Raw genomic sequence first — 25,026 nt, 5'->3', positions numbered from 1 at the left:
GCATAAAACCTTCTTTCGCTAATATAGGACTGAATGGCCTAACATACTGATTGCTAATGAGCAGATACTTTAATTCATTCACGTTCGCCAAATATTGCTGTGCCAACTCGTACCATAGTAGAGCCACTAGCAATGGCGGCAACCATATCATTACTCATACCCATACTTAGGGTATCCCACGACTGTAAGTCAGGATGTCTTTGCTTTACCTCTTCAAATAACTGTTTAGTGCGCTCAAAGGCATTGGTGTCAGCTTTGGCAGGAATAATCATTAAGCCTCGCAATTGCAGACGTTCGTATTCTTTGATAGCCGCTATTAAGTCTGGCAAATCCTCAGGACGACAACCTGATTTACTGTCCTCGTCATCTATATTTAGCTGAATTAACACGTTGAGTGGCGCCATACCTTCTGGACGTTGATCATTCAAACGCTTAGCAATGATGTCGCGCTCAAGCGTTTGTACCCAATCGAAATTTTCAGCGATATCACGAGTCTTATTACGTTGAATATGCCCAATATAATGCCATACGATCTGCTCAGTTTCGGGTTGCTGTTGCAACGCTTTAATCTTTTCAATGGCTTCTTGAAGATAATTTTCACCAAAGTCACGCTGACCTTGCTTAGCTAGTGTCGCAATCATGCTTGCAGGTTTGGTTTTTGAGACTGCGAGCAATTTTACCTTGCTGGATATGACTCTACTAGACTCTAGCTTATCAAAGGATTCATGATCTGCTGTTAAATTACCTGCTTGTACACAAGCGTCGCTAACTTGTTTATTCACCCGTTGCCAATTGGCAATCAAAATATCGTCATTCATATTACTCTCATCTTTATTAAAAATATTATCCACTAAATAGTGCTTAAACCGCACAATTATCAAAAACTTTAGGAAAGTGAACCGTTGGTCGCCTATATTTACATTTAATCTGTTTCTTTTATGATTAAATTTGACTATTATTGTTATTATATTGTTACTTTACCTAGCTTATGCTGCTAAAATTAGCATTGATTGTAAAAAGAGTAACTTCGATATTCTTATTCTATTAAATGCGGCCACTTAGCACTTTTACGTTGATATGGTTGTGGAAGCGCCAAAATAATTTTGATATAGAGCTACTTTGTTACTCGTTTTACTTACTGTATTGATTGATAGGAATGTTTGACCATGGCTGAAAAAAGCAATTTAAGCATCGAAGATCTGTTGCGATTCACTGTTAAGCATAAAGCGTCAGATTTACATCTCTCAGCTGGAATGCCGGCCGTTATTCGAGCCGATGGTGAGATTACCCGTATTAACATGCCAGTGATGAGTCATCAAGCAGTACATCAGCTAATTTATGACATCATGAATGATAAACAGCGTGCAGATTTTGAGGAATTCTTTGAGACGGATTTCTCTTTTGAGATTCCAAATCTAGCTCGCTTTCGGGTAAACGCTTTTAACCAAAATCGCGGTGCAGGTGCTGTATTTCGTACTATTCCATCAGAAGTTCTAACCTTAGAAGATCTAGGCATGGGAGAGGTATTTAAGCGTGTATCGAACTTCAAACGCGGTGTGGTTCTTGTCACTGGTCCTACTGGTTCTGGTAAATCTACGACACTTGCTGCGATGATCGACTATATCAATGATACGCGTAAAGAGCATATTTTGACCATTGAAGATCCTATCGAATTTGTCCATCAATCCAAAAAAAGCCTCATTAACCAGCGTGAAGTTCACCGTGATACCTTAGGTTTTGAGCCTGCATTGCGCTCAGCGCTACGTGAAGATCCAGATGTTATCTTGGTTGGTGAGCTACGTGACCTTGAAACTATTCGTTTGGCCTTAACCGCTGCTGAAACTGGTCACTTAGTATTTGGCACCTTGCACACCAGCTCCGCTGCCAAGACGATTGACCGTGTGATTGATGTTTTTCCTGCTGCTGAAAAAGATATGATTCGCGCAATGTTATCTGAATCTTTACAGGCCGTTATTTCACAAACGTTACTACCAAAACAAACAGGCGGACGTGTTGCTGCTCACGAAATTATGTTAGGTACACCAGCTATTCGTAACCTAATACGCGAAAACAAAATTGCCCAGATGTATTCCGCTATCCAGACTGGTGCTGGTGACGGCATGATTACCCTCGATCAAACGCTCAAAAATTTAGTGACTAAAGGTACTATTAGTAAAGAGGTTGCCCGACCTTATGCTAAGCAGCCTGAAGCGTTTATATAGTGCTGATGGCACCCAAATATGTTTTACAATATTGTTAATATTTTCACTTTATTCTCTTATAACACACTTTTAATTTGGATATGATATGGACTTCGACAAACTACTACAACTCATGGTTAAAAAGAACGGCTCTGATCTATTTATCACAGCTGGCGTAGCCCCTTCTATGAAAATAAATGGCACTATCTGCCCTGTGGGACAGGCGCCATTGACTGGTGAGCAAACGCTACTTTTGGTCAAAAGCCTTATGACCTACAATCAGCAAAAAGAGTTTGAAGACACTAATGAATGTCAATTTGCCATCTCAGATAAATCGCAGCTAGCACGCTTTCGGGTTAGTGCTTTTATGCAGCGTGATATGGCAGGGATGGTTCTAAGAAAGATTGAAAATAAAATACCAACGGTTGAAGAGCTGCGCTTGCCGCCCTCTCTAAAAGAGTTGGCAATGAGAAAGCGTGGTATTATTTTATTGGTAGGTGCAACGGGTACCGGCAAATCAACAACGCTTGCTTCGATGATAGGTCATCGTAATCAAAACTCCCATGGTCATATTATTACCATCGAAGATCCGATAGAGTTCGTACATGAGCATAAAGGCTGTATTATTACGCAACGCGAAGTTGGTGTCGATACTTTATCGTTTGAAGCAGGTCTAAAAAACACTTTGCGCCAAGCCCCTGACGTTATTCTAATTGGCGAGATTCGTAATCGTGAAGTTATGGATTATGCCATTCAATATGCTGAAACAGGGCATTTAGTTTTTGCAACGTTACATGCAAATAATGCCAACCAAGCTATTGATCGCATCATTCATTTCTTTGAGGCTGATCGTCATAATCAGTTATTTATGGATTTATCACTTAACTTACAGGCCATTGTTGCTCAACAGCTTATTCCAACCCCAGACGGTAAAGGCTACCGTGCCGCTATTGAAGTTCTACTGAACTCGCAGCTAATTAGTGACTATATCCGTAAGGGTGAGCTACATGAAATTAAAGAGGTCATGACGCGCTCACGTGATAGTGGTATGCAAACATTTGATCAAGCGCTGTTTGATCTTTACGAAAATGGTGATATTACCTACCAAGATGCGATTAAACACGCTGACTCACCAAACGACTTACGCCTAAAAATCAAACTGAATAGTAAAAACGGTAGTAAAGATATTGATGAAAATGCTAGTGGTTTGTCTTTAAATATTGGCTAGTGGTTGTTTATTAAAGAAGCCTAAATGCTGAAAAATCTAAATGCTTAAACCAAAAACAGCCCTCAAATTGAGGGCTGTTTTTATTATAGTTAATGCTATTTATTACTTCGCGCTATCCTTACATTCTTGATTATTACAAATACCGTATAGCACTAGCGAATGCCCAGATAGTTTGAAGCCGTGTTCTGCCGCTACTTTTAGCTGCTCTTCTTCAATGACTTCATTATGAAACTCGATAATCTTGCCACAAACATCACAAACCAGATGGTCATGATGCTCTTCTTGGGTAATCTCAAATACTGACAAGTTATTTTCAAAATTATGACGCTCAACGATGCCAGCTTGTTCGAACTGTGTTAGCACCCGATATACTGTTGCCAACCCTACATCTTCGCCTTGCTCAATTAGTGCCTTGTACACCTCTTCTGCACTCATATGATGGAGCTCTGCGCGCTCAAGCAGCTCTAAAATTTTGATACGTGGTAAAGTTACTTTTAATCCTGCTTTACGTAAATCTTGATTGGTAAAAGAAGCCATAATGTCCCTTCTGACTATTAAAGTCTTAGCAAATAAAAACTCAAAAATAAATTATGAATAATTGTGATAGGTTAGCAGCTGCCAACTATTTGAAATAATAATATTGATAATTTAACCTAACATACCTAAATTATAGGTTGTCGTCACTTGATAGTATGACCATAAGCTTATGAATTAACACTATAAATCATTAAGTATATCAGGTAGCATTTGATAAATAATGTCGTAAGTGGTAGGCAATTGCAAGTAAATGACGTATCATTTGTCCAAGATTGCCGGCAAGTCTTGCACCAAATGCACCTAGCCGCGCCTAACCCATTTTTGTGAGTCATCTTACCATGATAAAGCTATCAAACCGTCTTCCGCTTAGCCACCAATCGTTTAGCTACTCCAGTAGCCTGCGCAAACTTATGATTACAGCAACTCTTGGCGCCACTGTCGCCCTATCTGGTTGCTCATTGTTTAGCGTCTATAAAATTGATTTGCCGCAAGGTACGCCAATCACACAGACTCAAGCGCAAAAGTTAAAAGTAGGAATGAATCAAAACCAAGTGCTGTATATACTTGGCAGCCCAGCTATCAAAGATACATTAGCGCCCAATCGCTGGGATTATATCTATGACTATCAAGCGGGCACAGAGGGTGAGCGTAAAGGTATAGCAAATGTTAAAAACGCCAGCCAGCATTTGATTATCTACTTTGATGCAAACGGTATTGTTAACCGTATTGAAGGTATGGAAACTCTACCTCAGTCTTAACTGGTCGCTGCTACTTTTTCTTACCTCTACTTTTGCGCTGGGACATTGGATCAGCGCTCAAGCTACGATATACCTCAATGCGATCCAATGGTTGTAGTATATAGCTTGTAGGTTGCTTCTGTGCATAAATACCAACGTGCCAGAGCTTAGCAGCAGGTGTTTTGATATCTACCACCTGCTGACACCACAATGCCAAATTAGGAAACTGAGCCAGCCAGCCTGCCTGTTCCAGTGCTTCATATAACGTCGTACCCTCAACCACTTGCAACGTCATATAATGTTGCTGTTGTATATCCTCAGCATAGGCCAAATGCACTGTTATCATGAGTGGTATTTTAGATATTGCCTCCGTTAACTCAACCACAGTATCATCCAACCTATCAATGCTAAAATCAATGCTAACGGTACAACAAGGCGAATAGCTACTCGCCATAAATTGTATAGGGCTTCATTGCCAAAGTTTAAAGATTTACGCAAATGACTGATCTTCATACGCCAACCAGCAAATACAGATAGCAATAATACTGCTACGCTACTAATCACAACCAGTAGACCAACCAACCAAGACGTCGGTACCACTATCACTAACAGCAAACCTACCGCCAACGTAATAAGCAAGCTGACCAATAATCCAAATTTATGCGCCAGTTGCTGAGCACTGTAATGCAACAGATAGCTTGCTACGAACAATACTCCAGCCCAGTATAATAATTGTCCAATGGGTGGCAACGCCAAGCCACTACTTAATAATGCTACAACCCCAACAACCAGCTGTAGTATCCAAATCGGTAGCACCAGTTTAGTAGCTCGGTAAACGTTAGCAGCTTTAGGAGAATTCGAACTAGCTGCGTTTAGATTGCCGGACTCTACTGCCGTTATCGTCTGCTTTGCGACCAAATGCTGACCAAACCAATACAGCCCCGTACCTGCCCCTACACTTACCAAAGCAAGTGCAACAGCACGCGCCCATTCAGTCAAGCTGATATTAGTCATAGCAAATTCAACTTGCGGTAGACCACCTGCCAATCCCATCATCAAACCTACAACCATCAAACCCAAACCTATTGGTAAAGGTGCGACACCGAGTAAGCTGAGCAATAATGCAATGACCATTAAGCCACCAGCGACTGCAAAGCTCGGTAAGTTAGGTGCACTATTAAGATCAATTAAAGCGGCTAATATAGCGCTGCTCGCTCCTGATATAACGAGGGCAGCAATAATAATCGCTACTATCGCTGCTAACCAGCCAAAACTACGCCATAACGGACTAGCATCAGCCTCACGAGTGAGTTTCTGCATGCCCGCTAAGGGTGCCTCAACGCTACGATAGGCTAAAGCTATCTCTGCATAAATGACTGGCAATGATACCAGCACCATCGCAAATAACCAGAGTAGCCAAAAGTCTATCTCACCAATTGAAGCTGGTGCAAACCAACGAAATAGCAATAGCGGCAACAATGCTGCCATAAAATAAGAGGCATAGCGGATCATCATAATCTCAATCCAAACGATCTAAAGTGAATAATAATAAAATGTAATAGTACAGGCCAATTATAAGACGCTGTATGATTTTCTATAATATAGGGGATATGCACCTATAAAAAAACCCCGAAAACGGGGTTTAATAACTAAATGAAAGCTGCTTAGTGAATGGCGCTAACATAGTCTGACAAAATACGAATATCACGATCTGACAGTCTTGCTGCTACCGTCTGCATCATACCCATTTCGCCTTCTTTCGCTCCATCATTGACACGTTTTTGGTCATCGCTTGCAATATCATCTACACGGCCAGCAGCGCGGAACAATTTCAGTTGAGTAGCGATATATTCAGCATGCTGTCCACCCAAACGTGGAAAAGCGGCAAACTCATTACCAGCAGCATCGGGACCATGACAACCAGCACAGCCAATCACACCGCGTGATTTGTCGCCACCCAAGTACAGCTTAGTCGCTTCTTGGTTAGTCGCAGGATTACCAAAACCTACACCCCAAGGTGCTTGGCTAGAATAATATCCTGCCACGTTAGCAAGGTCTTGCTGGGACAAATTGGCAACCTGTGACTGCATAATACCGTTTTTACGATACCCTGACTTGAAGTTGACCAATTGCTTATATAAGTACTTTACATTTTGACCGCCAAGATTAGGCTGGGCTGGAATGGCACTCACACCGTCAACACCGTGACAGGCAGCACATACCGTTTCTGCAATTTGTTTACCTGCATTAGCGTCATATTCAGGAACAGTGATAACAGCTTGTACGCTGAAACTTGCAACACATAAGCTGGCGGCAGCGATTAACTTTTTCATTGATACAGATCCTACTAACTCGCCGTAAGCATTATCTAGATTGATTGTATTAACAGGACACTCAAAAAATCGTAAGAGCACACCTACAGTTCGATAAGGTAACTCATACGATTTGAGGTCTTAATAACAAGCAGCCTGAAAGTACTTACTAACATCAGGGTTTATTTGCAATTATTATAGCAAGACTTTAGATGATTTGCCTACTTAATCACAGCATCTAACTGTTTTTATCTCAGCACAACCTCACTATATATCTGGTAAAACAAAAAGCGCTATCCGTTATCCTAACGTGCGCTCTATTTTTTACGTGCGTATGACTAACTGGGGCTCTTATTTACTTACTCATATATTCAATCAGTTTGCGATAATCATCATCACTACAGCTATCACATAATCCGCCTGCTGGCATCTGAATCATGCCCCCTTTTACAGAGTCAATCAGGGCGGGCATACCTTTTTTCTTGATTAACTGCTGCCATTGAGCGCTATCGCCTTTCTTGATAGCATTCAATGCGCCACTGTCATGACAAGCCGCACATGAGTCTTTGTAAGTTGACGGAATATCAGCTGCCGCATTACTACTTGTCATAGCCATACTTAATACAAGTGCAGCCACACTACCGCCTAAGGCTCGCCCTATTTGAGTAAGATTAATATTTAATAACCGCATACGATATCCCCTTTGGCTAAATAACTACGGAATACTCATTTTTACAATTGTTTGATGAAAAAACTTATTAATGGAAGCTGCAATAGAACGCTTATTTTTCTTGCCATTATCATGCACTTCTATTACATCTTATATTGTAACGATATATGTCGAGTTAAAATAGTGTCATCGCGTTTAGCATTAGTAACGCTTGACGACTGTGTCAATAATTTTTGCTAAGCCATAATTCACTTTAGTGTTATGCTGTTATAAATATAACGACAGTACTAAGTAAGGCAATGAATAAGTCATCGTATCGCTACTAGCTTATTTAGATACTTATTTATATTAAAAAATACTCCAAAGCCTATATAATTACCTTTACAACTTATCGTTTATTTTTCTTTAGCCTGTTTTGCATTACTACCCCAAATTCCGTTTTAAACTTTTTGATTGTTAATGAGTCATTTATGAGTACCCCGTTTAAAGATGTTGCCGCTGAACATGCGGCGTTTAATACCAAAGCCCGTCATCGCATTCAGCAAACTGAGTTTATGACGTCAGCGCCTACTTTTCGCCTTTGCCCGCCTGATATTGGATTAGAGGTCGCTTTTGCAGGACGCTCAAATGCGGGTAAATCTTCCGCTATTAATGCGTTAACCAATCAGCGCCAACTTGCACGCTCATCAAAAACGCCTGGTCGTACGCAGATGATTAACTTTTTTAATATTGGTGATGCCGATAGGCGTTTGGTCGATTTGCCAGGTTATGGCTATGCAGCCGTACCACTTGAGATGAAAAAAGAATGGCAAGTGGAACTGGAAGAATATTTAGTATCGCGCTCAAGCCTTGCAGGTCTGGTGCTGATGACCGACATTCGCCATCCACTCAAATTCTTTGATGAGCAAATGCTACGTTGGGCAAAAGAGGGTGAGCTGCCCGTTCATATCTTATTAACGAAAGCAGATAAGCTGAAGTATGGTGCCTCTAAAAATGCTTTGCTTAATACACGTAAAAGACTGAAACAACTGGGTTTGAACTGTACGATCCAGTTATTTTCAGCTTTAAGAAAAGAAGGCCTTGATGAATTAGCAGGCGTTATGGGCAACTGGTATGAGTATCAGCTTGAAGCCGACAAAATTATCGAGTCCTCTTTTGCGTTACTAGAAGGCGCTGAGCTAGAAGACGCAATCGAAAAAGATGCTGTCCAGCAAAGAGATAGCTCTAAAGAAGAAAGCAAATAAATCTCATAGTATTTAATAAAAAAAGGGCTAACCTCGTTGAACCGACCCCCATAATTTGTGTCCAACTTATGGGGTCAGTTCAGATAAGCCCTTTTTTTATTATCATTTTTTATTATTTAAGCTGGTTTTTATTTAAGCATATAATAGCTCAACCAATGCTTCTGGCGTATCGACCTGATAAGTAGGCTGCTGCGCGGCAAGCTCCATACTGGTTGCAGTGCCATAATTTACCGCAATACTAGTCATCCCTAAGCTACTTGCCATTTGAATATCGTAAATACTATCACCAATAAATACCGCTTCAGATATTTGCTGCTGTGTGTGGTTTAAGATATCAGTAAGCATTTGCGGATCAGGCTTAGAGCCAGACTCGTCAGCGCAGCGGGTTATTTCAAAATAACGATGACTATCAGAGGCATCTAGTACTCTATCAAGCCCTCGTCTTTTCTTACCAGTTGCTACAGCAAGCTTACGACCCTGCTGTTGCAACGTTTGCAACATGTCTTCTATAGGAGTGAAAAATGGCGTGCGATGACTATTAGGAATATAGTAATCAGCATAACTCTGTTGAATGGCCAGCCTTTGCACATCGTTTGCCTGCGGGTATAAAATTTCAATACCATTCATTAAGCTAAGACCGATAATATCCTTCACCTCTTTATCATTTGTCTGAAAACCATGTTCCTCTCCAGCCACATGCATCGACTCAACGATTAAACCGATTGAATCCATCAAAGTACCATCCCAATCAAAAATAACTAGGCTTTTATCTGCCAAGTTGTGATTAAATTTTTTACTCATGACTTTACCTTAGCGAATGGCAATAACTTATTGGACATACTGAGTTACAGATACTAAAACGTCACGCTAGCTTATTTGATGAAAATAAATAAGTTATTGTGACGTTTTTTAGTGTTTAATAATAAAATTAAACTTAAAGACGAATGCTTGAATATTATTCAGGCAACTTGGTTTGCTCTGGTAACCAATCTGCCATATCGTCTGGTAGCGGTGCGGTAATGGTTTTATAACCCGGAATATCTAAGCGCCACGCATGTAGACACAAACGATGAACGCCTGATTTGTCATGTACATGATACTTATCATCACCCAAGATAGCATGACCGATATGAGCTAAATGTACCCGAATTTGATGCGTGCGCCCTGTTAATGGCTTAGCTTCAATCAAGCTCACCGGCTGACCGGCAAGCATAAAACGGCTATGTACAACAATATCAGTTTGGCTTTCTTTAGCTTGTGGGTCTTGTGCATCCACTTTGACGCGGCGCTCACCGCTAGCAAGTGTATAACGTAGCAATGCTGCATCAATGCGCTGCTCATTGAGCGTAGGCTGCCCTTTAGCGAGACATAGATAGTGCTTTTGGATGGTCTTATCTACTAAATGCTGCTGTAATACTTTAAGTGCTGAGCGCTTTTTAGAAATCATTAGCAGCCCTGAAGTATCTTTATCGATACGATGGATCAGCTCTAGATATTTTTTACCAGTCACTTCACGCATGGCTTCAATAACACCAAAATCAAGACCGCTACCACCATGCACCGCGATGCCAGACGGCTTATTGAGCACTAGCAATCCATCGTCTTCGTAAACTACGCGTTCTAGCAGGCTTTTAGCAAACTCAGCACTGATAATTGGTTTCTCACGAGTCGCTAGCTGTACAGGTGCAATACGTACTACATCATCACGCTCTACTCTATCATGCGCTTTACAACGCTTATTGTTCACTCGAACTTCATCTGAGCGAATCATTTTGTAGATATGAGATTTTGGCAAACCCTTTAGGCGGTTTAACAAAAAATTATCTAAGCGTTGGTCGTGCTGATGGCGTGTTACTTCAAGGTAATTAACCTTTCCGAAGTTACTAATCTCATCATCAGCGCTTTGCGGACGAGTTTTGCTATTAAAGATAGCAGGGGCTTCATGGATGGGCGCGTCGTCAGTCATTTTTGAATTTGTCATTTTTAGTTAGGTATTTACAGAAAGATTTGTTATAGTTTAGCATGTTGAGCGCCAATTAAGCAGAGGCTGTGGCAATAATAACCATTGTCCTGAACAACTTATCGCCATCTTTATTACTTGCTAGTAACGAGGCACCCGTTGTCAATCACGCTAATTTTGCACGCATCATCTAATTTTTAGAGCAACATGCCTAGTAATACATAGCATAGTGCCCAATAAATGGTATTTATACCAAACATAATCGTATTGATAATACTGACAAACATGTCCATTTATCAAGCGATAGCAACACACAACTACTCATTTAGCGCACGACCACGACTTGATTTGTAATCATGTAGGCAAGCGCAGCTGAGCAAGTGATGGTAGTCCAAAGTTAAGAGTTTAGAGCTGCCTGAATATTGGCGGTCAAACAGATATAATAGATATCACATAGAATGTATACCCTACCGAGCTGATGAGCCGGTTACCTATTCTGTTTGCCAAGTACGCCCCGCTGAATAACAGCGCAGTGGCACTCATAACCTAAGACACCAAAATACATAGATGTTATAAAATAATAGATAAAATAATTGAATTGATTTGAGCTAATATTAAGAGGTTTGCCGAATTTAAAGTTTAGAAAATAAACAGAATGGCGAATTAATTGTGACCACGTGGCAGGCGCTTTAATAAACCCTTACAAAGTATATTAAACGCACTTCACCACTTTAGATGTTAATAACTTTTATAAAGCTTACGATGACAATGTGTTAATAGTCAGTCCTCTGAGCCTATACAAAACAATTAGCATTAGGGGTTAATACTTTAGGCGCAATCATTGATAGCAGTTAAAGTATTACAGTAGATAACGTTACAGCCTTACACTCTGTATCCAGATTATTTAGAACAATCATTTTAGTATGCTTAAACACAGTTAGTAAGTTTTGAGTCAGTCGCAAGCAATTGATAGATAGTCTGTCATTTGACCGCCACTTAATTCAATCCTTTTATTTATTCAATATTATCCGAGCTTTGTGCTCAACTGATATCTTGTATTTTCAGCTAATCTCAATATTAGCGTCACTTGCCACTGCTACTCTACTTTGATTATTTTTATATTGATTGCTGTCCAATTGACAGTCTGGATAAATCGTTAATGCTTTTCATCATAAAAGCCGCTTAACATCAGAGTTTTCAGTTCAGAATCATTCAATATAACGTCTTTCTTGTCGTTGTCCTGTGTACTCATAGGATAATAGTATGAAACGCATTCTGATTAACGCCACTCAAAACGAAGAAATTCGTGTCGCCTTATGTAAAGGCAACCATCTCTACGATTTCGATTTAGAAAACCGTACTCGCGAGCAAAAAAAATCCAACATTTATAAAGGTCATGTGACCCGTGTCGAGCCGTCGCTTGAAGCAGTATTCGTTGAATACGGTTCACAGCGTCAAGGATTTTTACCTATTCGTGAGATTTCTGCCGAATACCTTAGCGGCAATCCGCGTGATGAAAATATCAAAAAACTTATCAAAGAAGGCGATGAGCTAATCGTCCAAGTCGAAAAAGAAGAGCGCGGCAATAAAGGCGCTGCCCTATCGACTTATGTATCATTGGCTGGTCGCTATCTTGTATTGATGCCAAATAACCCTCGTGGTGGCGGTATCTCACGTCAAATCTCTGGCAAACTACGCGAAGATATGAAGCGTATGCTGAGCAATCTTGATTTACCTAAAGGCATGAGTGTTATCATTCGTACTGCAGGTATTGGTAAGACCCAGGAAGATTTGCAACACGATCTCAACCATTTGCTTAACATCTGGCAAGCTATCCAAGAACAAAACCAAAAGTACCCTTCACCGCGCTTAGTTCATCAAGAAGCAGGCGTTGTCACACGTGCAGTACGTGATTATCTACGTGATGATATCGCTGAGATTTGGATCGATAACGAAAACGCTTACATTGAAGCGGCAGGATTTATTGATGCGGTCATGCCAACACAAGCAGATAAGCTCCGTAAATATACGGACTACGAGCCTATGTTTGCGCGTTTTAATATTGAAAAGCAGATTGAGACAGCCTATCAGCGTGAAGTACGTTTGCCATCTGGCGGCTCTATTGTCATCGACCAAACTGAAGCCTTGGTTTCAATCGATATTAACTCCGCTAAGTCTACTAAAGGCTCAGACGTCGCTGAAACCGCGTATCATACCAATTTAGAAGCAGCTGATGAGATTGCGCGTCAGTTACGCCTACGTGATATGGGTGGCTTGATTGTCATTGATTTTATTGACATGAATGACAATAAGCATCAAAAAGAAGTCGAAAAGCGTCTAGTTGATGCGACCAAATATGACCGTGCCCGTGTCCAGTTTGGTGAAATATCCAAATTTGGTTTGATGGAGATGAGTCGTCAACGTCTGCGCCCATCATTAGAAGAGTCTACCGGTTACATCTGCCCACGTTGCCACGGCAATGGTATGATTCGTGATCTGCGCTCACTATCGCTATCTATCATGCGTCAAATTGAGCAAATCGCTCTTAAAGAGCGTCAAGGCGAAGTGCAAGCGGAAGTACCTACTGATATCGCTGCGTTCTTATTGAATGAAAAACGCGACAGCTTGGTTTATCTCGAACAAGACAGCGGCACACGTATTACTATCCTGCCGCATGCTCATCTAGAATCGCCTAACTTTAAACTACACTTCAACCGTGATGGTTTTGCACCGACAAGCTATGAACGTATTACAGATACTCAGCAACAAGAGCATAGCGACCTTGGTTACGATGTCGATTGGCAGACTGCGGAAAAAGAACGTCCTGAGCAGCAACCTACTCGTCAGCCACGTAAGACAGCTGACAATCAAGGCAGTCAAACAGACGATCGCTCAAACAATCAAAATAGCGGCCGCTCACAGCCAGCAGCTAGTGGCCAGAGTAACAACCAAAACTCTAGCTCAAGCACTGAAACAAAGAGCGCAGCTAGCCATAGTAATAATCGTAATCAAAATAACAATAATAGCCAAAGCAACAATGAAAGCACCCAAGTCTCTTCAACGCGTGCTGCTACAAATAACGTTCCGCTAAAAAACCAAACGACCCCTACTCCTGTAGCCACTCAGTCTGTACCTGCTGCGCAGCCAAAAGCTGTCGCTTGGTTATCTAATCTGTTTGCCCAAGCGCCACAAGCACAAACTGCAAATAGTATTAGTAGTCGTGATGCAGCGGAAGCTATTGAAGCGTTAGTTAATACTGGTGCCCAGAGCTTAGGTTCGTTCGGTCAAGTTGATAATACGGCATTGGATAATAACCAACGTTCATCATCAACGCAGGATAGTCATCAGCAAAACGTACGTCCACAAGACGACAACCATGCTCAAGCTGTAACTCAGCAGTCAAGAGGCAGTGCTGACAATGACAGTGATAATGGCGACGATAATAAAGACAGCAATGGCGACGACAGAAGAAAGCGTAAGGCACGCAAATCAAGATCATCTAAACCGCGTCAAAGAAAAGAACAACGCGATGACAATGATAGTGTAGATAACAGCACAGACAGTACAAATGACAGCACTCAGTCTGATACACAAAATAAGCGTGAGCACGACAATAAACGCGGTAACGATCGTAATCGTAATCGCCAAGACAACCGTCAAGATAGCCGTCAGGACAATCGCCAGCATAATCGGAATGATAGCGAAAGTCAGGACGATACTGCCACTGAAGAGCAATCTCGTACGAAGCGCAAACCACATAGTCAGCGTAACTCACGTGGTAAGCTTGAACGTGGCGAGACCTTAACAGCTGACAATAATGCGAAGCAAAGCAATCAACAATCAGCTACGAACGGTAAGTCGCAGGCAAGTGCTCGACGCAACCAAGATCCTAACGAAGTCATATTACAGGTCAACGAAGCGCCGACTAAGCTTAAAGCATCAGAAGTGGTACATCTGTCTTTAGATGATAGCAAGTCTGGACAAACGGCGCATAAACCTACGGATATGCAAGAAGCTGAGCCTAATGTAGCTGTCGATGATAAAGACCTAACGGCTACACCACGTGATGCCGATAAGTCGAAAGAGACAGTAACTAAAAGGATTGAGAGCACAGATGCCGACACGGTTAAAACCGAATCGACTGAACGCTTAGCTGAGGAAAAACCACAGAGTAATGAGCACAAAGCAAAGCCAACTGAGGACAATAAATCATCGGTTGAGCAGAGTGAAAAAGTCTCTGATGCTAAAACAATCACTACAGAATCGGTAAAAGAGTCAGCACAAGCGTCAGAGACGGCTAAAGCAGATACGACACAAGCGTTAGTCGATGCTCAGCAATCTGACGATAATAGTGAAGTTGAAGCAACTAGCAGCACTAAAAGTAGCACTGCAAATAATAGCAATGCAGACACTAATAGTGATGTAAACAGTAATAGTGAGGTAGACAACAGCAAGACAAAGAATGGCGCTGTACTCACGCTTACTCATGATGCATTATTTGCTACACGTTATGTGGCCGCTCAGAAATTCGGGCAAGCAAGCAATGATCCTCGTGTAGTACGTCGTCAGCAGTCAGCACCAGTAGCTGAGTCAGATGCTAAAGCAAGCACTGTAGCAAGCACCGTACCGACTACTATTCGCGGTACTGTTGGTGAGTTCATTCATGCGACGTTAGCAGATGCACAAAGCCGCTTAGCGGATAATGGGGTGATTAGTTGCTTCATTGATGCTATTGAGGCGCATACTCAGCAAGCCAAACCTGCTGCTGTTGAAGTTGGTGACGTTGATAGTGTTAATGATAAAACTTTTGACTTTAGCAACTATGGTTATCAGCCTCTAGATGCTGATTACTTGACTCGCTTTGATGCGATGACCCAAGCAGTCAGTCAGTTTGCAGCAGCGCAAGGTAAAACAGAGGTTGCACCACGTGCTATTGGCAAGCGTGCTAGCAATGACCCACGTGGACAGCATCCTGATTATCATGCTGACGAACCAAAGCAGGCGACATTGAACGTTCCTGATGAGTCGCTTGCGGAGCCAAAATCAGATACTCAATCTCAAGAGATAGTAGAGATTAATGCTGCTGAGACGTCTGAAATGGCTGAGACTGTCAACGATGCTCCATCTGAAACTGCTGAAACTGCTGAAACTGAGAATGAGGCTATTCAAGCTGACAATGGTCAAATTGATGCTCATGAAACTGAAGCAGCAGCATTGACCAGTGAGGTACAAGCAGACGATATCAGTACTGAAAGTGAGCAATTACTAAAAGCTGATCAAATGCTAGAAGAAAACAAGGCTGTTGAGCTTACTGACTCTATCAAAGAGGACAGTCAAGCCGGTAAATCTAAGACGACTATTGCCAGTTATAAAAATATGATTGAAAGTGTCGCTGAGCAGCTGCTGCCACAAACTGGCATGTTTAATTTGACCACGCCAAAGGTTCCAAAAGCACGCAGTCGTAAACCAAAGACTGACCACGTGAAGCCAACACAAGCTGAGAAATCAGAAAATGATAATTCAGATAGCGAAAGTTAATTATTAGCATTAATATAAGATGACTTTCATAGCCATCTTATACTTAACCATAGAAAAAGCCCCAAAGTTACTCATAACTTTGGGGCTTTTTTTTAGATTTTTATAACCTATATCTAACGCTTTTCCGACTCATTTAATGAAGTATTAAGGAATAAGTCAAAAGATTATGAACCCTACAACATGATAAATTCTGGCACTGTAGTAGATAAATATTATTAATGGGCCGAAGCTCCGTTGTTACCGCGTAATTTACCAACAATAGTAAAAATACCAACAACGACAGCACCAATGATGAAGCCAATCAAACCATTTAATAGCGTAGTAGTCACACTTTCAAAGATACCTGTTAAATCTGCTAAGTCCTCTACTCCATGTTGCAAAAAGCTAATGCCATGAACTAAGATGCCACCACCGACTAAGAACATCGCTAACGTGCCAGCGATAGATAGGAATTTCATCAGTTTAGGCGCAGCAGCAAACATCACTTTACCTAGTTTTTGTTTAAAACTACTTTCTTGCTCCATTAAATGTAAACCTGCATCATCTATTTTGACAATACCAGCAACTAAGCCGTAAATACCGACGGTAATACCAATCGCCAGAATAGAAAGCACAAGACTACGTTCTAATAGTGTGGCGCTCGCAGTCGAGCCTAGTGCAATCACAATAATCTCTGCTGACAAAATAAAATCAGTACGTATAGCGCCTTTGATTTTTTCTTTTTCAAACGCTACCAAATCCACTGTTTCATCAGCATTGGCCTGCCGGCGCGCATTCTGTTCCTCATCATGCGGCAAGGCATGCGGCCAAAACCGATGTATAACTTTTTCAGCACCTTCATAAACCAAAAATAACCCGCCACACATCAATAGAAATGTGATTAACGGCGGATAGACAGCACTAATAAGTAGCGCAGCTGGTACTAAAATAAGTTTATTAACAAATGAACCTTTCGCTACTGCCCAAACGACTGGTAGTTCTCGATTTGCTTTGACACCTGTGACTTGTTCAGCGTTAAGCGCGAGGTCATCACCCAACACGCCAGCAGTCTTTTTGGCTGCCACCTTGGTCATAACTGAAACATCATCTAATATCACACTGATATCATCGAGTAGGGTTAATAAACTGGCACCTGCCATGCTCTCTCCTTAGCGTAAAATCGCTTAAATATTGAATGGGTATGAAAGTTGCTTCTTATAATAGTCATCCACACTAATAAATAAGTGATAAATAACAATGATAAGTAGCAACTAAGGTAATTGCTAATGTTAGTTAATAATATTTACTGTAGCCTACTTATCTACTACGATATATGAAATAGTAGGAATGTAGCTTATATTACTTTTTTGTTTATCTCTAACCAAATTATTAGTTAGCTAAATTTTGGTTTTGGCTGTCATTTATAAAAATATGTTAGTATATGGCACTTTATTACTATTTATGTTATGACTTATTTTTACTCTATAATCAAAATGATAATAATCCATTGTAATGATTAGCGTGTTATATCTTAGAGGTTATATACTTAATTTCTCGTGTATTAAACATCTCATAACGCCCTTTTTAATATAAACTTTAATGCTCAAATCGTGATTAAGCGCGCCTGCCTATAGGAAATGCCGTATGTCCTTACCCTTTATATCTACCATCGCAAAACCTGCGAACACTCTTGCTCGTCACAAGCTGTCACATGCCATAATAAGCGCACTATTGGTGGTTGTCGCGACAGGTTGCTCAAACAATACTGCTGATGCAACTAGCAAAACTACTGCGGTAAGTAGTACCAAAGCAAGTAGTGATACCAGCTCTTCTAAACCTGCTGCTGATGCCAATAGTGACCAGTCGGTCGTCAAATCATTACAGGCAAACCTAAAAGCGTCTGGTATTGAAGAAAAAATTATCTCAGCAGTAGCGACAGATATGGAGGGTATTTACTGGGTGACCGCTGAAGGATTGCCAGCATTTTTTACTGATAAATCAGGCAAGCACATTATCCAAGGGCAAATCATCTCTGTTGGTCAAGGAGAGCCTGTTGATATTAGTGGCACATTAGTTGCTCGCACAGCGCAAGATGCTCTTAAAGCTGTCGATAAAAAAGACATGATTATTTATCCTGCGAAAGGCGAAACTAAATCAATTGTCTACTCCTTTACCGATGCTGACTGCCCTTATTGCACTAAGCTACATTCAGAAATGGACGAGATTAATGCCTTAGGGATTGAAGTACGCTATTTAGCATGGCCTCGTAGTGAAGGAAGTATTCCAAAAATGGAAGCAATCTGGTGTAGCGAAGATCGTGTTGCCGCGATGAATCAGGCTAAGTCAGGCGCCAATTTATCAGGCCCTAGCTGTGACAGTCCAGTACAAGAGCAAATAGCACTTGGGGCACGTCTTGGCGTACGCGGTACGCCTGCCATCTTTACCGAGTCTGGACAACAAATCGGTGGTTATTTACCAGCCGCGCAATTGGCACAAACAGCGATTGATGCAAGCTAGTCGTTTGCCCTGATATTGTTGACTTTGGTGGCAGTCAGTTTGGGTAGACGCAGCAACTGCTTGTCGGTATGATACGGTGAAGCGCCACATACATATGGCGATATCACTAAAGCTAACACCAGCGAAACGACATCTATTTTCTATTCAATCATCTAATTTTCTGAGGATACTGTGAGTAAATCCATCAAACTAGCGATACTTGGCCTAGGTACCGTCGGTACTGGCGTGGTCAATCTAATTAATGACAATTTAGCCGAGCTTAAGCGTCGCAGCGGACGCGAAATTATTATTACTGAAGTCGGTACGCGACGTCAGCGTGATGATATTGATCCTAGCATTATCCAAAATGACGACTTAATGGCGATAGCTGCTAGTGATAACGTTGATATTGTCATCGAAGTGATTGGTGGCACAACTTTGGCCAAAGACATTATTATGCATGCTATCAAAAATGGTAAGCATGTGGTGACCGCCAATAAAGCCTTACTTGCTGAACATGGTAATGAGATATTCGCTTTAGCCGAAGCACATGATGTGCATGTGGCTTATGAAGCAGCAGTGGCAGGTGGTATTCCTATTATTAAAGTCATGCGTGAAGCGCTTGCAGCCAATAAAATCGATTGGCTGGCTGGCATTATTAATGGTACGGGCAACTTTATCATGACTGAAATGCGTGATAAAGGCCGTCCATTTGAAGACGTCTTAGTAGAAGCACAAGAGCTTGGTTATGCAGAAGCTGACCCGACATTTGATGTCGAAGGTATTGATGCTGCGCACAAGCTTGCACTACTCGCCTCTATCGCTTTTGGTATTCCGCTACAGTTTGACAAGGTATATTGTGAAGGTATTACTGGTATCACCTTACAAGACGTAAACTATGCTGAAGAGCTAGGTTATCGTATCAAGCATTTAGGCTTTGCCGTTCGTAGAAATAGTGAAGATGGGCAACAAGGCAGTGCTGGTATTGAGCTGCGTGTACATCCGACGCTTATCCCGCAAGACGCTTTACTTGCCAATGTCAATGGCGTAAAGAACGCTGTACTGGTTAATTCGCATCCACTTGGGCAAACGCTTTATTGCGGTGATGGCGCAGGTGCAGGCGCAACTGCCTCAGCAGTGATGGCAGATGTTATGGATCTTGTACGCGTGTTGGGTACAAACGATCATAGCCAACGTAGTCATCATGTACCACACTTAGCCTTTATGCCTGAGCAACTCTCTGACACGCCAATATTACGTGCAGAACAGATGACGACTGGCTACTATTTGCGTGTGCATGCTTATGATAATCCAGGCGTGTTAGCAGATATCACACGTATCTTGAGTGATGCTGGTATCAACATTGATGCTATTTTACAAAAGCCTGCGCACAAACTCGGCCAAGTACCTGTCATTATCTTGACGCTACCAGTAGTTGAAAGCCAAATGAATCTAGCCATTGCCAAGATTGAAAAGCTTGCTGCGGTCACTGACAAGGTTGTGCGTATTCGTTTAGATGAACTGGCACAATAAACCTGTATAGTTGATTGTTAATTAAAGCCACCACTTGAATTTTGATTTATTAGTACGCATTATAACAATGATTCTTCATTAACAATTAGTGAGGCACAGTGTTAATCTAAAACGCTGAGTTTTAATTCAAAATAAGCAAACAAGGTAGAATAACGATGTCTAACGATGCAATTGTAATTATCAACGGTGCTCGTACGCCAATGGGTAGCTTTCAAGGCGCTCTAAAAGACGTTAGTGCTACAGATTTAGGCGCTGCTGCAATCAAAGCGGCTGTTGAGCGTTCAGGCGTGAGCACTGATAGTGTTGACGAAGTCATTATGGGTTGTATCTTGACCGCTGGTTTAGGTCAAGGCCCTGCTCGTCAAGCGATGCGTAAAGCAGGCTTGCCTGATGCGACTGGTGCAGTCACAATTAATAAGCTTTGTGGTTCAGGTCTAAAAGCCGTTATGCAAGCGCATGATGGTATTAAAGCTGGCAGCTTCAATGTCGCTGTCGCTGGTGGTATGGAGTCGATGACCAATGCACCTTATATCATGCCAGGATCACGTGGCGGATACCGTATGGGTCACAAAGAAGTTAAAGACCATATGTTTTTAGACGGCTTAGAAGATGCAGAAACTGGTCGCCTAATGGGTCAGTTTGCACAAGAAATGGCTGACGAAAAAGGCTATACGCGTGAGCAAATGGACGAGTTTGCTATCGAATCGCTAAACCGTGCATTGACTGCTATCAAAGACGGTCACTTTAAAAACGAGATTGAGCCGGTTACTTTTGAGACTCGTAAAGGCGAACAGACGGTTGAGAATGACGAAGAACCAGGTCTTGCAAACGCTGAGCGTATTCCTACGTTACGCCCTGCCTTTGCTAAAGAAGGTACTATCACTGCCGCTAATGCCAGCTCAATCTCAGACGGTGCAGCTGCAGTCGTTATGATGAAAGAGTCACAAGCGAAGTCTGAAGGTTTAGATTACCAAGCTCGTATCATTGCTACTGCTTCTAACTCACGTCATCCAAGTGAGTTTACGATTGCCCCGATTGGTGCTATCGAAAAAGTATTGGCTAATGCAGATTGGACAGTTGAAGATGTCGATCTTTGGGAAATCAACGAAGCTTTTGCTATGGTCACGATGGCGACTATGGATGCGTTAAATATCGATCATGCTAAAGTCAATATCGAAGGTGGTGCTTGTGCACTAGGTCACCCTGTAGGTTGTTCAGGTGCGCGTATTTTAGTAACGCTTATCAACTCGTTACAGCGTACCGGTGGGAAAAAAGGCATTGCAACCTTATGTATCGGTGGCGGTGAAGCAGTAGCTGTAGCTATCGAATTGGCTTAGTCATTAGCTTAAATCGTTAGTCGCTCAACTCATAAGATTGTTAGAGAGTTTAAATTAGAAATGTCAGATAATTTTAATAAATAACTTTAACAACTTATATAAGTTATATATTTTAGCTTTAACGTCCAAATCACCGCATTGTCAGCGCATAGTGCGGTTTTTTTGTGCCTAAAAACTAGCAAACGTGTAGCAAATACTTATCAGTGTAAAAACGCGTTAACTTATACCCAATCGATGTTATGGCACTTACAGCCTATTACACGCAATTACGTCAGTCGAACACTTTGCTACCTTGTTCATATATCTCAAAGAAAATCACGGTGTTACGATAATTACAAGTTGATTGAGCAACTGCGCAATAGAAAATCATTGCCTCCTTACAGTAATTTGCTGCAAATAATGAGACAAGGTAAAAGCCAGTTCATTATTAATACTTCAATGACAGATTTATAATCGGCGTTATTTGTTAACGCCATTGTTTTATATTTTATTCTAATTACAAATAACTATTTACTCATAAAAAAGGAAGACAATAATGAGCCAACTAATTCGCTTACAAGACATCCAAGCTACTCACCGTGACCTTATTGGTGATGACTATTATGACCCAACAGGCAAAACTGCCTATGGCGTTAACGAAGAAAAAATCGGTAAAATTGACGGTGCGTTAGTAGAAGATACTACTGGTCGTATCCGTTATCTAATAGTCGATGCAGGCGGCTGGTTTAGCTCAAAAGAAGTTTTAGTACCAGCAGGTTTAGCGCGTATCGTTGGTGATGACGTTTTCTTTGATAGTCTAACTAAATCGCAGGTTGATGCCATGGAAGAGTATGACCATGACTATCAGTATAGCTATAAAGAGCAGTATGAAAGAGATCGTCAAGCATTTGTCGCTGACTCCATTCCTGCTGAAGAGCGTATGGAAGTTGCCGATCACGCTTACAACGCACCGAATACTTTAGAGCTACTAGAAGAGCGTCTATCGGTAAATAAAGACCGTATCGTTGCAGGTCTAGTAAGAGTCGGTAAGCATGTTGTGACTGAAGAGCGTAACGTTGAAGTAGATCTTGAAGAAGAACATGCCAATATCCAACGTACCAACGTGGATCGTCCAACAGAACGCCGTATCGGTGATGTCAACGGTAATGAAACTATCGAAGTTGAGCTAGAAGCTGAACGTGCTCGCGTCAGTAAAGAAACTTACGTTACAGAAGAAGTAAACGTGGGTAAAACGACTGAACATCGTACTGAAACTATCGTTGAGACTATCCAACGTGAAGAGCTAGATATTGATAACGATGGCAACGTGGTTGACCGTGAAGGCAATATTGTTGACCGTGATGGTATTACTGCTGAAGACGTACGTAGCGCACGTGGTATGTAATATTCTGATCTATCGTTTATCTTAATATGATATAGGATAGCTACGATAAAGTAGCGTGAATATATAGCATAGCTAAGCGTAAAAACTTAGCAGATTAAGGTCAGAGTTTGTCTCTGGCCTTTTTTGCTTTTTACGTCAAAAGATTATCTTGATATAAATCCTATTTAAGATAAATCTATAGATTTAGTTATTGAAAAGGCTATGATAAAGATAATGTAAGACAGATATTCTGTCCTACATTAAATACAAGTTGTACATTAATTATCAGTTGTACATTAATTATCAATAGCTTCATTCTACTCAACAAGACGATTTTAAATAATAAGGGAGATGACTATGAATGCTGACTACAATAAAGCGGGCTACAATATAGATAGTATGAATGAGAATGCCAATCAAAATCTAGATACAGCATCGCCATCAGCAACTACAGCAAAAATAGAAGACCATACTGCTGAAAATAAATTACCAGCACCTCATGACTCAGTAGATAGCGCTACTATGCTAAATGCTACTTCAGATAATTCTATTAATAACTTAGATATTAATCACCTAGATACTGATACCTTAAATGCTAATAACTCAGATATTAACAATCAAAATGCTGTTAATCATCATCTAGAGCTGCTAGAAGAGCGTCCTGTCGTTAATAAGGAACGCTTGGATGTTGGTAAAGTAACAGTGACTAAGCATACTCGTACGAAGACGATTGAAGTACCAATTGAGCTAGTAGAAGAGTATGTCACTATTCGTACCGAATATAATGACGCAGAAAGCCAAGATCTGCTCTCAGGTAGTTACGATGAGAAAGACATCTTACGTCATGTTGAGCCATCATTAGACAGTAAAGCAGTAGTCACTATTAATGGTAAGCAAATAGAAGTGGGCGATGAGCCTGTTGAAATCGTTTTGTCACGCCAAGTCGCAACTATTACTAAAGATACTTATGCTATTCAAGAGATTGAAGTCAATAAGACCACGCATACACATACAGATAGCATTCAGGTTGAGTTAAAACATGAAGAGCTAGACGTAATAGAAGAAGGGTTTTTGGAGCATGAGGCATCACGTGTTCATAAGAAATAAGCTCATTTTTAGCAAAAGATAGCCACAAAAAAAGCAACGCGAACGTTGCTTTTTTTGTGGTTGAAGAAATGACTCGGTATCAATCTTAACCTACTTAATCTCATTTATTTATTCGTCTTACACTCGTAAGTATTTACATTAGATTCGTCCGCGCCTGCTGTACGCATTACACCTGTTTCACGCTCTTCATGAGCGACGCGCCACTGGGTAAAGCCTTCACCACCATCCATAGCTGAGGCGACTTCGAATACTTCAGGGTTGCTGCCTTCATTGGTTTGCGCCAATGTGACTGTGCCCTTATCTGTACCAATGACTACTTGGTTAGTCTCGTCTTTATAAGTCGCTTCGACTTTTAGCTCAGGTGAGCATAAGTAAGTCATCTGCGTCAAACCAGTATTAACATTGGCAACCGTGTCATCCTCTACTTCATTGAGCGATGCATCATCAGTTTCTACCACGGTATCACTAGGATCAGCTGGATCAGCTGACATCGGCACTGACTCTTCAGCATTGATACTGTCCTCTAGGCTCGGCTCTGGCTCTTGCTGCTGCTGGCAAGCACTGATAGTAATGGCACTGGCAAGTAAACCAGTCATAAATGCAGTAGTACGCAATTGTTTTAATTGTCCTAGATTCATTATTATCTCCCAGATTTATATGTTAAATACTATACCGTGTCCGTATATGCGCGCCTATGCTGAATTTGTAAACAATAACGGCAAAATACTAAAGTTTTAGCTATGTAGCCAATCAATATTCGTAAAAATACCTATAGCTGCTAACA

General features: G+C 41.2%; 20 protein-coding genes. 10 read left to right on the top strand and 10 right to left on the bottom strand.

The features are described from left to right. Positions 1-74: 74 nt before the first annotated feature. A complete protein-coding gene (locus AK823_RS01755) occupies positions 75-818 on the bottom strand; it encodes a YggS family pyridoxal phosphate-dependent enzyme (protein ID WP_068330055.1) in 744 nt (247 codons plus the stop codon). Positions 819-1,166: 348 nt separating this feature from the next. Here AK823_RS01755 and AK823_RS01750 point away from each other — a divergent pair, with 348 nt between their 5' ends. Then, positions 1,167-2,222, top strand: coding sequence for a type IV pilus twitching motility protein PilT (locus AK823_RS01750; RefSeq protein WP_068325723.1), 1,056 nt, complete (start codon positions 1,167-1,169; stop codon positions 2,220-2,222). A gap of 85 nt (positions 2,223-2,307) precedes the next feature. Next, positions 2,308-3,429, top strand: a complete 1,122-nt coding sequence (locus AK823_RS01745) for a PilT/PilU family type 4a pilus ATPase (protein WP_068034204.1) — start codon at positions 2,308-2,310, stop codon at positions 3,427-3,429. 102 nt (positions 3,430-3,531) lie between these two features. Here AK823_RS01745 and fur read toward each other — a convergent pair whose 3' ends face one another. Next, the gene (gene fur / locus AK823_RS01740; RefSeq protein WP_068034202.1) at positions 3,532-3,966 is read right to left on the bottom strand and encodes a ferric iron uptake transcriptional regulator; all 435 of its coding nucleotides are present in this window, start codon (positions 3,964-3,966) and stop codon (positions 3,532-3,534) included. A 323-nt stretch (positions 3,967-4,289) separates the two neighbouring features. On the opposite strand from fur, the gene bamE reads away from it, so the two are divergent. Continuing rightward, on the top strand, positions 4,290-4,724 hold the full coding sequence (gene bamE, locus AK823_RS01735; protein WP_082785598.1) for an outer membrane protein assembly factor BamE: 435 nt from the start codon (positions 4,290-4,292) through the stop codon (positions 4,722-4,724). Between the two features lie 10 nt (positions 4,725-4,734). Here the strand turns inward: bamE and AK823_RS01730 are convergent, their stop codons facing one another. The 4 genes from AK823_RS01730 to AK823_RS01715 all read right to left on the bottom strand — a co-directional run bounded on the left by AK823_RS01730 (position 4,735) and on the right by AK823_RS01715 (position 7,706). After that, positions 4,735-5,088 carry an RnfH family protein gene (locus AK823_RS01730; RefSeq protein ID WP_228138897.1) on the bottom strand — a complete coding sequence of 118 codons (354 nt, stop codon included), beginning with the start codon at positions 5,086-5,088 and terminating at the stop codon, positions 4,735-4,737. Further along, positions 5,076-6,218 carry a hypothetical protein gene (locus AK823_RS01725; protein ID WP_068034198.1) on the bottom strand — a complete coding sequence of 381 codons (1,143 nt, stop codon included), beginning with the start codon at positions 6,216-6,218 and terminating at the stop codon, positions 5,076-5,078. The genes AK823_RS01730 and AK823_RS01725 overlap by 13 nt, the downstream gene beginning before the upstream one ends. A gap of 149 nt (positions 6,219-6,367) precedes the next feature. Next, positions 6,368-7,036: a c-type cytochrome gene (locus AK823_RS01720; RefSeq protein WP_068034196.1), complete on the bottom strand. Its 669-nt coding sequence runs from the start codon at positions 7,034-7,036 to the stop codon at positions 6,368-6,370. A 334-nt stretch (positions 7,037-7,370) separates the two neighbouring features. Continuing rightward, a complete protein-coding gene (locus AK823_RS01715) occupies positions 7,371-7,706 on the bottom strand; it encodes a c-type cytochrome (protein ID WP_068034194.1) in 336 nt (111 codons plus the stop codon). A 449-nt stretch (positions 7,707-8,155) separates the two neighbouring features. Between AK823_RS01715 and yihA the strand changes: the two genes are divergently transcribed. Then, the gene (gene yihA / locus AK823_RS01710; protein WP_068034192.1) at positions 8,156-8,929 is read left to right on the top strand and encodes a ribosome biogenesis GTP-binding protein YihA/YsxC; all 774 of its coding nucleotides are present in this window, start codon (positions 8,156-8,158) and stop codon (positions 8,927-8,929) included. A 132-nt stretch (positions 8,930-9,061) separates the two neighbouring features. On the opposite strand, the gene AK823_RS01705 is transcribed toward yihA, so the two are convergent. Together AK823_RS01705 and AK823_RS01700 are read right to left on the bottom strand one after the other, a co-directional pair. Next, positions 9,062-9,730 (bottom strand): HAD-IA family hydrolase, encoded by a 669-nt coding sequence (locus tag AK823_RS01705; protein ID WP_068325716.1) that lies wholly within the window; start codon positions 9,728-9,730, stop codon positions 9,062-9,064. A 154-nt stretch (positions 9,731-9,884) separates the two neighbouring features. After that, a complete protein-coding gene (locus tag AK823_RS01700) occupies positions 9,885-10,895 on the bottom strand; it encodes an RluA family pseudouridine synthase (RefSeq protein WP_068325714.1) in 1,011 nt (336 codons plus the stop codon). 1,257 nt (positions 10,896-12,152) lie between these two features. Between AK823_RS01700 and AK823_RS01695 the strand changes: the two genes are divergently transcribed. Then, a complete protein-coding gene (locus AK823_RS01695) occupies positions 12,153-16,427 on the top strand; it encodes an Rne/Rng family ribonuclease (RefSeq protein ID WP_068325712.1) in 4,275 nt (1,424 codons plus the stop codon). 215 nt (positions 16,428-16,642) lie between these two features. Here AK823_RS01695 and AK823_RS01690 read toward each other — a convergent pair whose 3' ends face one another. After that, positions 16,643-17,566 carry a DUF808 domain-containing protein gene (locus tag AK823_RS01690; RefSeq protein WP_068034182.1) on the bottom strand — a complete coding sequence of 308 codons (924 nt, stop codon included), beginning with the start codon at positions 17,564-17,566 and terminating at the stop codon, positions 16,643-16,645. Positions 17,567-18,050: 484 nt separating this feature from the next. On the opposite strand from AK823_RS01690, the gene AK823_RS01685 reads away from it, so the two are divergent. The 5 genes from AK823_RS01685 (at position 18,051) to AK823_RS01665 (ending at position 24,242) form a co-directional block, all read left to right on the top strand. Continuing rightward, positions 18,051-18,923: a DsbC family protein gene (locus tag AK823_RS01685; protein WP_068325710.1), complete on the top strand. Its 873-nt coding sequence runs from the start codon at positions 18,051-18,053 to the stop codon at positions 18,921-18,923. A 171-nt stretch (positions 18,924-19,094) separates the two neighbouring features. Beyond that, positions 19,095-20,435 (top strand): homoserine dehydrogenase, encoded by a 1,341-nt coding sequence (locus tag AK823_RS01680; protein ID WP_068325708.1) that lies wholly within the window; start codon positions 19,095-19,097, stop codon positions 20,433-20,435. Positions 20,436-20,590: 155 nt separating this feature from the next. After that, positions 20,591-21,772 carry a thiolase family protein gene (locus tag AK823_RS01675; RefSeq protein WP_068034174.1) on the top strand — a complete coding sequence of 394 codons (1,182 nt, stop codon included), beginning with the start codon at positions 20,591-20,593 and terminating at the stop codon, positions 21,770-21,772. Between the two features lie 535 nt (positions 21,773-22,307). Then, a complete protein-coding gene (locus AK823_RS01670; RefSeq protein ID WP_068325706.1) occupies positions 22,308-23,156 on the top strand; it encodes a PRC and DUF2382 domain-containing protein in 849 nt (282 codons plus the stop codon). Positions 23,157-23,492: 336 nt separating this feature from the next. Next, a complete protein-coding gene (locus AK823_RS01665; RefSeq protein ID WP_228138896.1) occupies positions 23,493-24,242 on the top strand; it encodes a YsnF/AvaK domain-containing protein in 750 nt (249 codons plus the stop codon). Positions 24,243-24,346: 104 nt separating this feature from the next. Here the strand turns inward: AK823_RS01665 and AK823_RS01660 are convergent, their stop codons facing one another. Beyond that, positions 24,347-24,880: a hypothetical protein gene (locus tag AK823_RS01660; RefSeq protein ID WP_068325704.1), complete on the bottom strand. Its 534-nt coding sequence runs from the start codon at positions 24,878-24,880 to the stop codon at positions 24,347-24,349. Positions 24,881-25,026: the final 146 nt, after the last annotated feature.

This window comes from Psychrobacter sp. P2G3, assembly GCF_001593285.1.
Classification (GTDB): domain Bacteria; phylum Pseudomonadota; class Gammaproteobacteria; order Pseudomonadales; family Moraxellaceae; genus Psychrobacter.
This window is presented reverse-complemented; position numbering and strand designations above follow the sequence as displayed.

What these genes read in the sequence shown, in the direction of transcription:
- AK823_RS01700 (WP_068325714.1), bottom strand. Translation starts at nt 10,895, where the DNA reads ATGACTGACGACGCGCCCATCCATGAAGCCCCTGCTATCTTTAATAGC.
- AK823_RS01695 (WP_068325712.1), top strand. Translation starts at nt 12,153, where the DNA reads ATGAAACGCATTCTGATTAACGCCACTCAAAACGAAGAAATTCGTGTC.
- AK823_RS01755 (WP_068330055.1), bottom strand. Translation starts at nt 818, where the DNA reads ATGAATGACGATATTTTGATTGCCAATTGGCAACGGGTGAATAAACAA.
- AK823_RS01725 (WP_068034198.1), bottom strand. Translation starts at nt 6,218, where the DNA reads ATGATGATCCGCTATGCCTCTTATTTTATGGCAGCATTGTTGCCGCTA.
- AK823_RS01675 (WP_068034174.1), top strand. Translation starts at nt 20,591, where the DNA reads ATGTCTAACGATGCAATTGTAATTATCAACGGTGCTCGTACGCCAATG.
- AK823_RS01665 (WP_228138896.1), top strand. Translation starts at nt 23,493, where the DNA reads ATGAATGCTGACTACAATAAAGCGGGCTACAATATAGATAGTATGAAT.
- AK823_RS01670 (WP_068325706.1), top strand. Translation starts at nt 22,308, where the DNA reads ATGAGCCAACTAATTCGCTTACAAGACATCCAAGCTACTCACCGTGAC.
- AK823_RS01720 (WP_068034196.1), bottom strand. Translation starts at nt 7,036, where the DNA reads ATGAAAAAGTTAATCGCTGCCGCCAGCTTATGTGTTGCAAGTTTCAGC.
- AK823_RS01705 (WP_068325716.1), bottom strand. Translation starts at nt 9,730, where the DNA reads ATGAGTAAAAAATTTAATCACAACTTGGCAGATAAAAGCCTAGTTATT.
- AK823_RS01750 (WP_068325723.1), top strand. Translation starts at nt 1,167, where the DNA reads ATGGCTGAAAAAAGCAATTTAAGCATCGAAGATCTGTTGCGATTCACT.
- AK823_RS01745 (WP_068034204.1), top strand. Translation starts at nt 2,308, where the DNA reads ATGGACTTCGACAAACTACTACAACTCATGGTTAAAAAGAACGGCTCT.
- yihA (WP_068034192.1), top strand. Translation starts at nt 8,156, where the DNA reads ATGAGTACCCCGTTTAAAGATGTTGCCGCTGAACATGCGGCGTTTAAT.
- AK823_RS01715 (WP_068034194.1), bottom strand. Translation starts at nt 7,706, where the DNA reads ATGCGGTTATTAAATATTAATCTTACTCAAATAGGGCGAGCCTTAGGC.
- AK823_RS01660 (WP_068325704.1), bottom strand. Translation starts at nt 24,880, where the DNA reads ATGAATCTAGGACAATTAAAACAATTGCGTACTACTGCATTTATGACT.
- AK823_RS01685 (WP_068325710.1), top strand. Translation starts at nt 18,051, where the DNA reads ATGTCCTTACCCTTTATATCTACCATCGCAAAACCTGCGAACACTCTT.
- AK823_RS01690 (WP_068034182.1), bottom strand. Translation starts at nt 17,566, where the DNA reads ATGGCAGGTGCCAGTTTATTAACCCTACTCGATGATATCAGTGTGATA.
- fur (WP_068034202.1), bottom strand. Translation starts at nt 3,966, where the DNA reads ATGGCTTCTTTTACCAATCAAGATTTACGTAAAGCAGGATTAAAAGTA.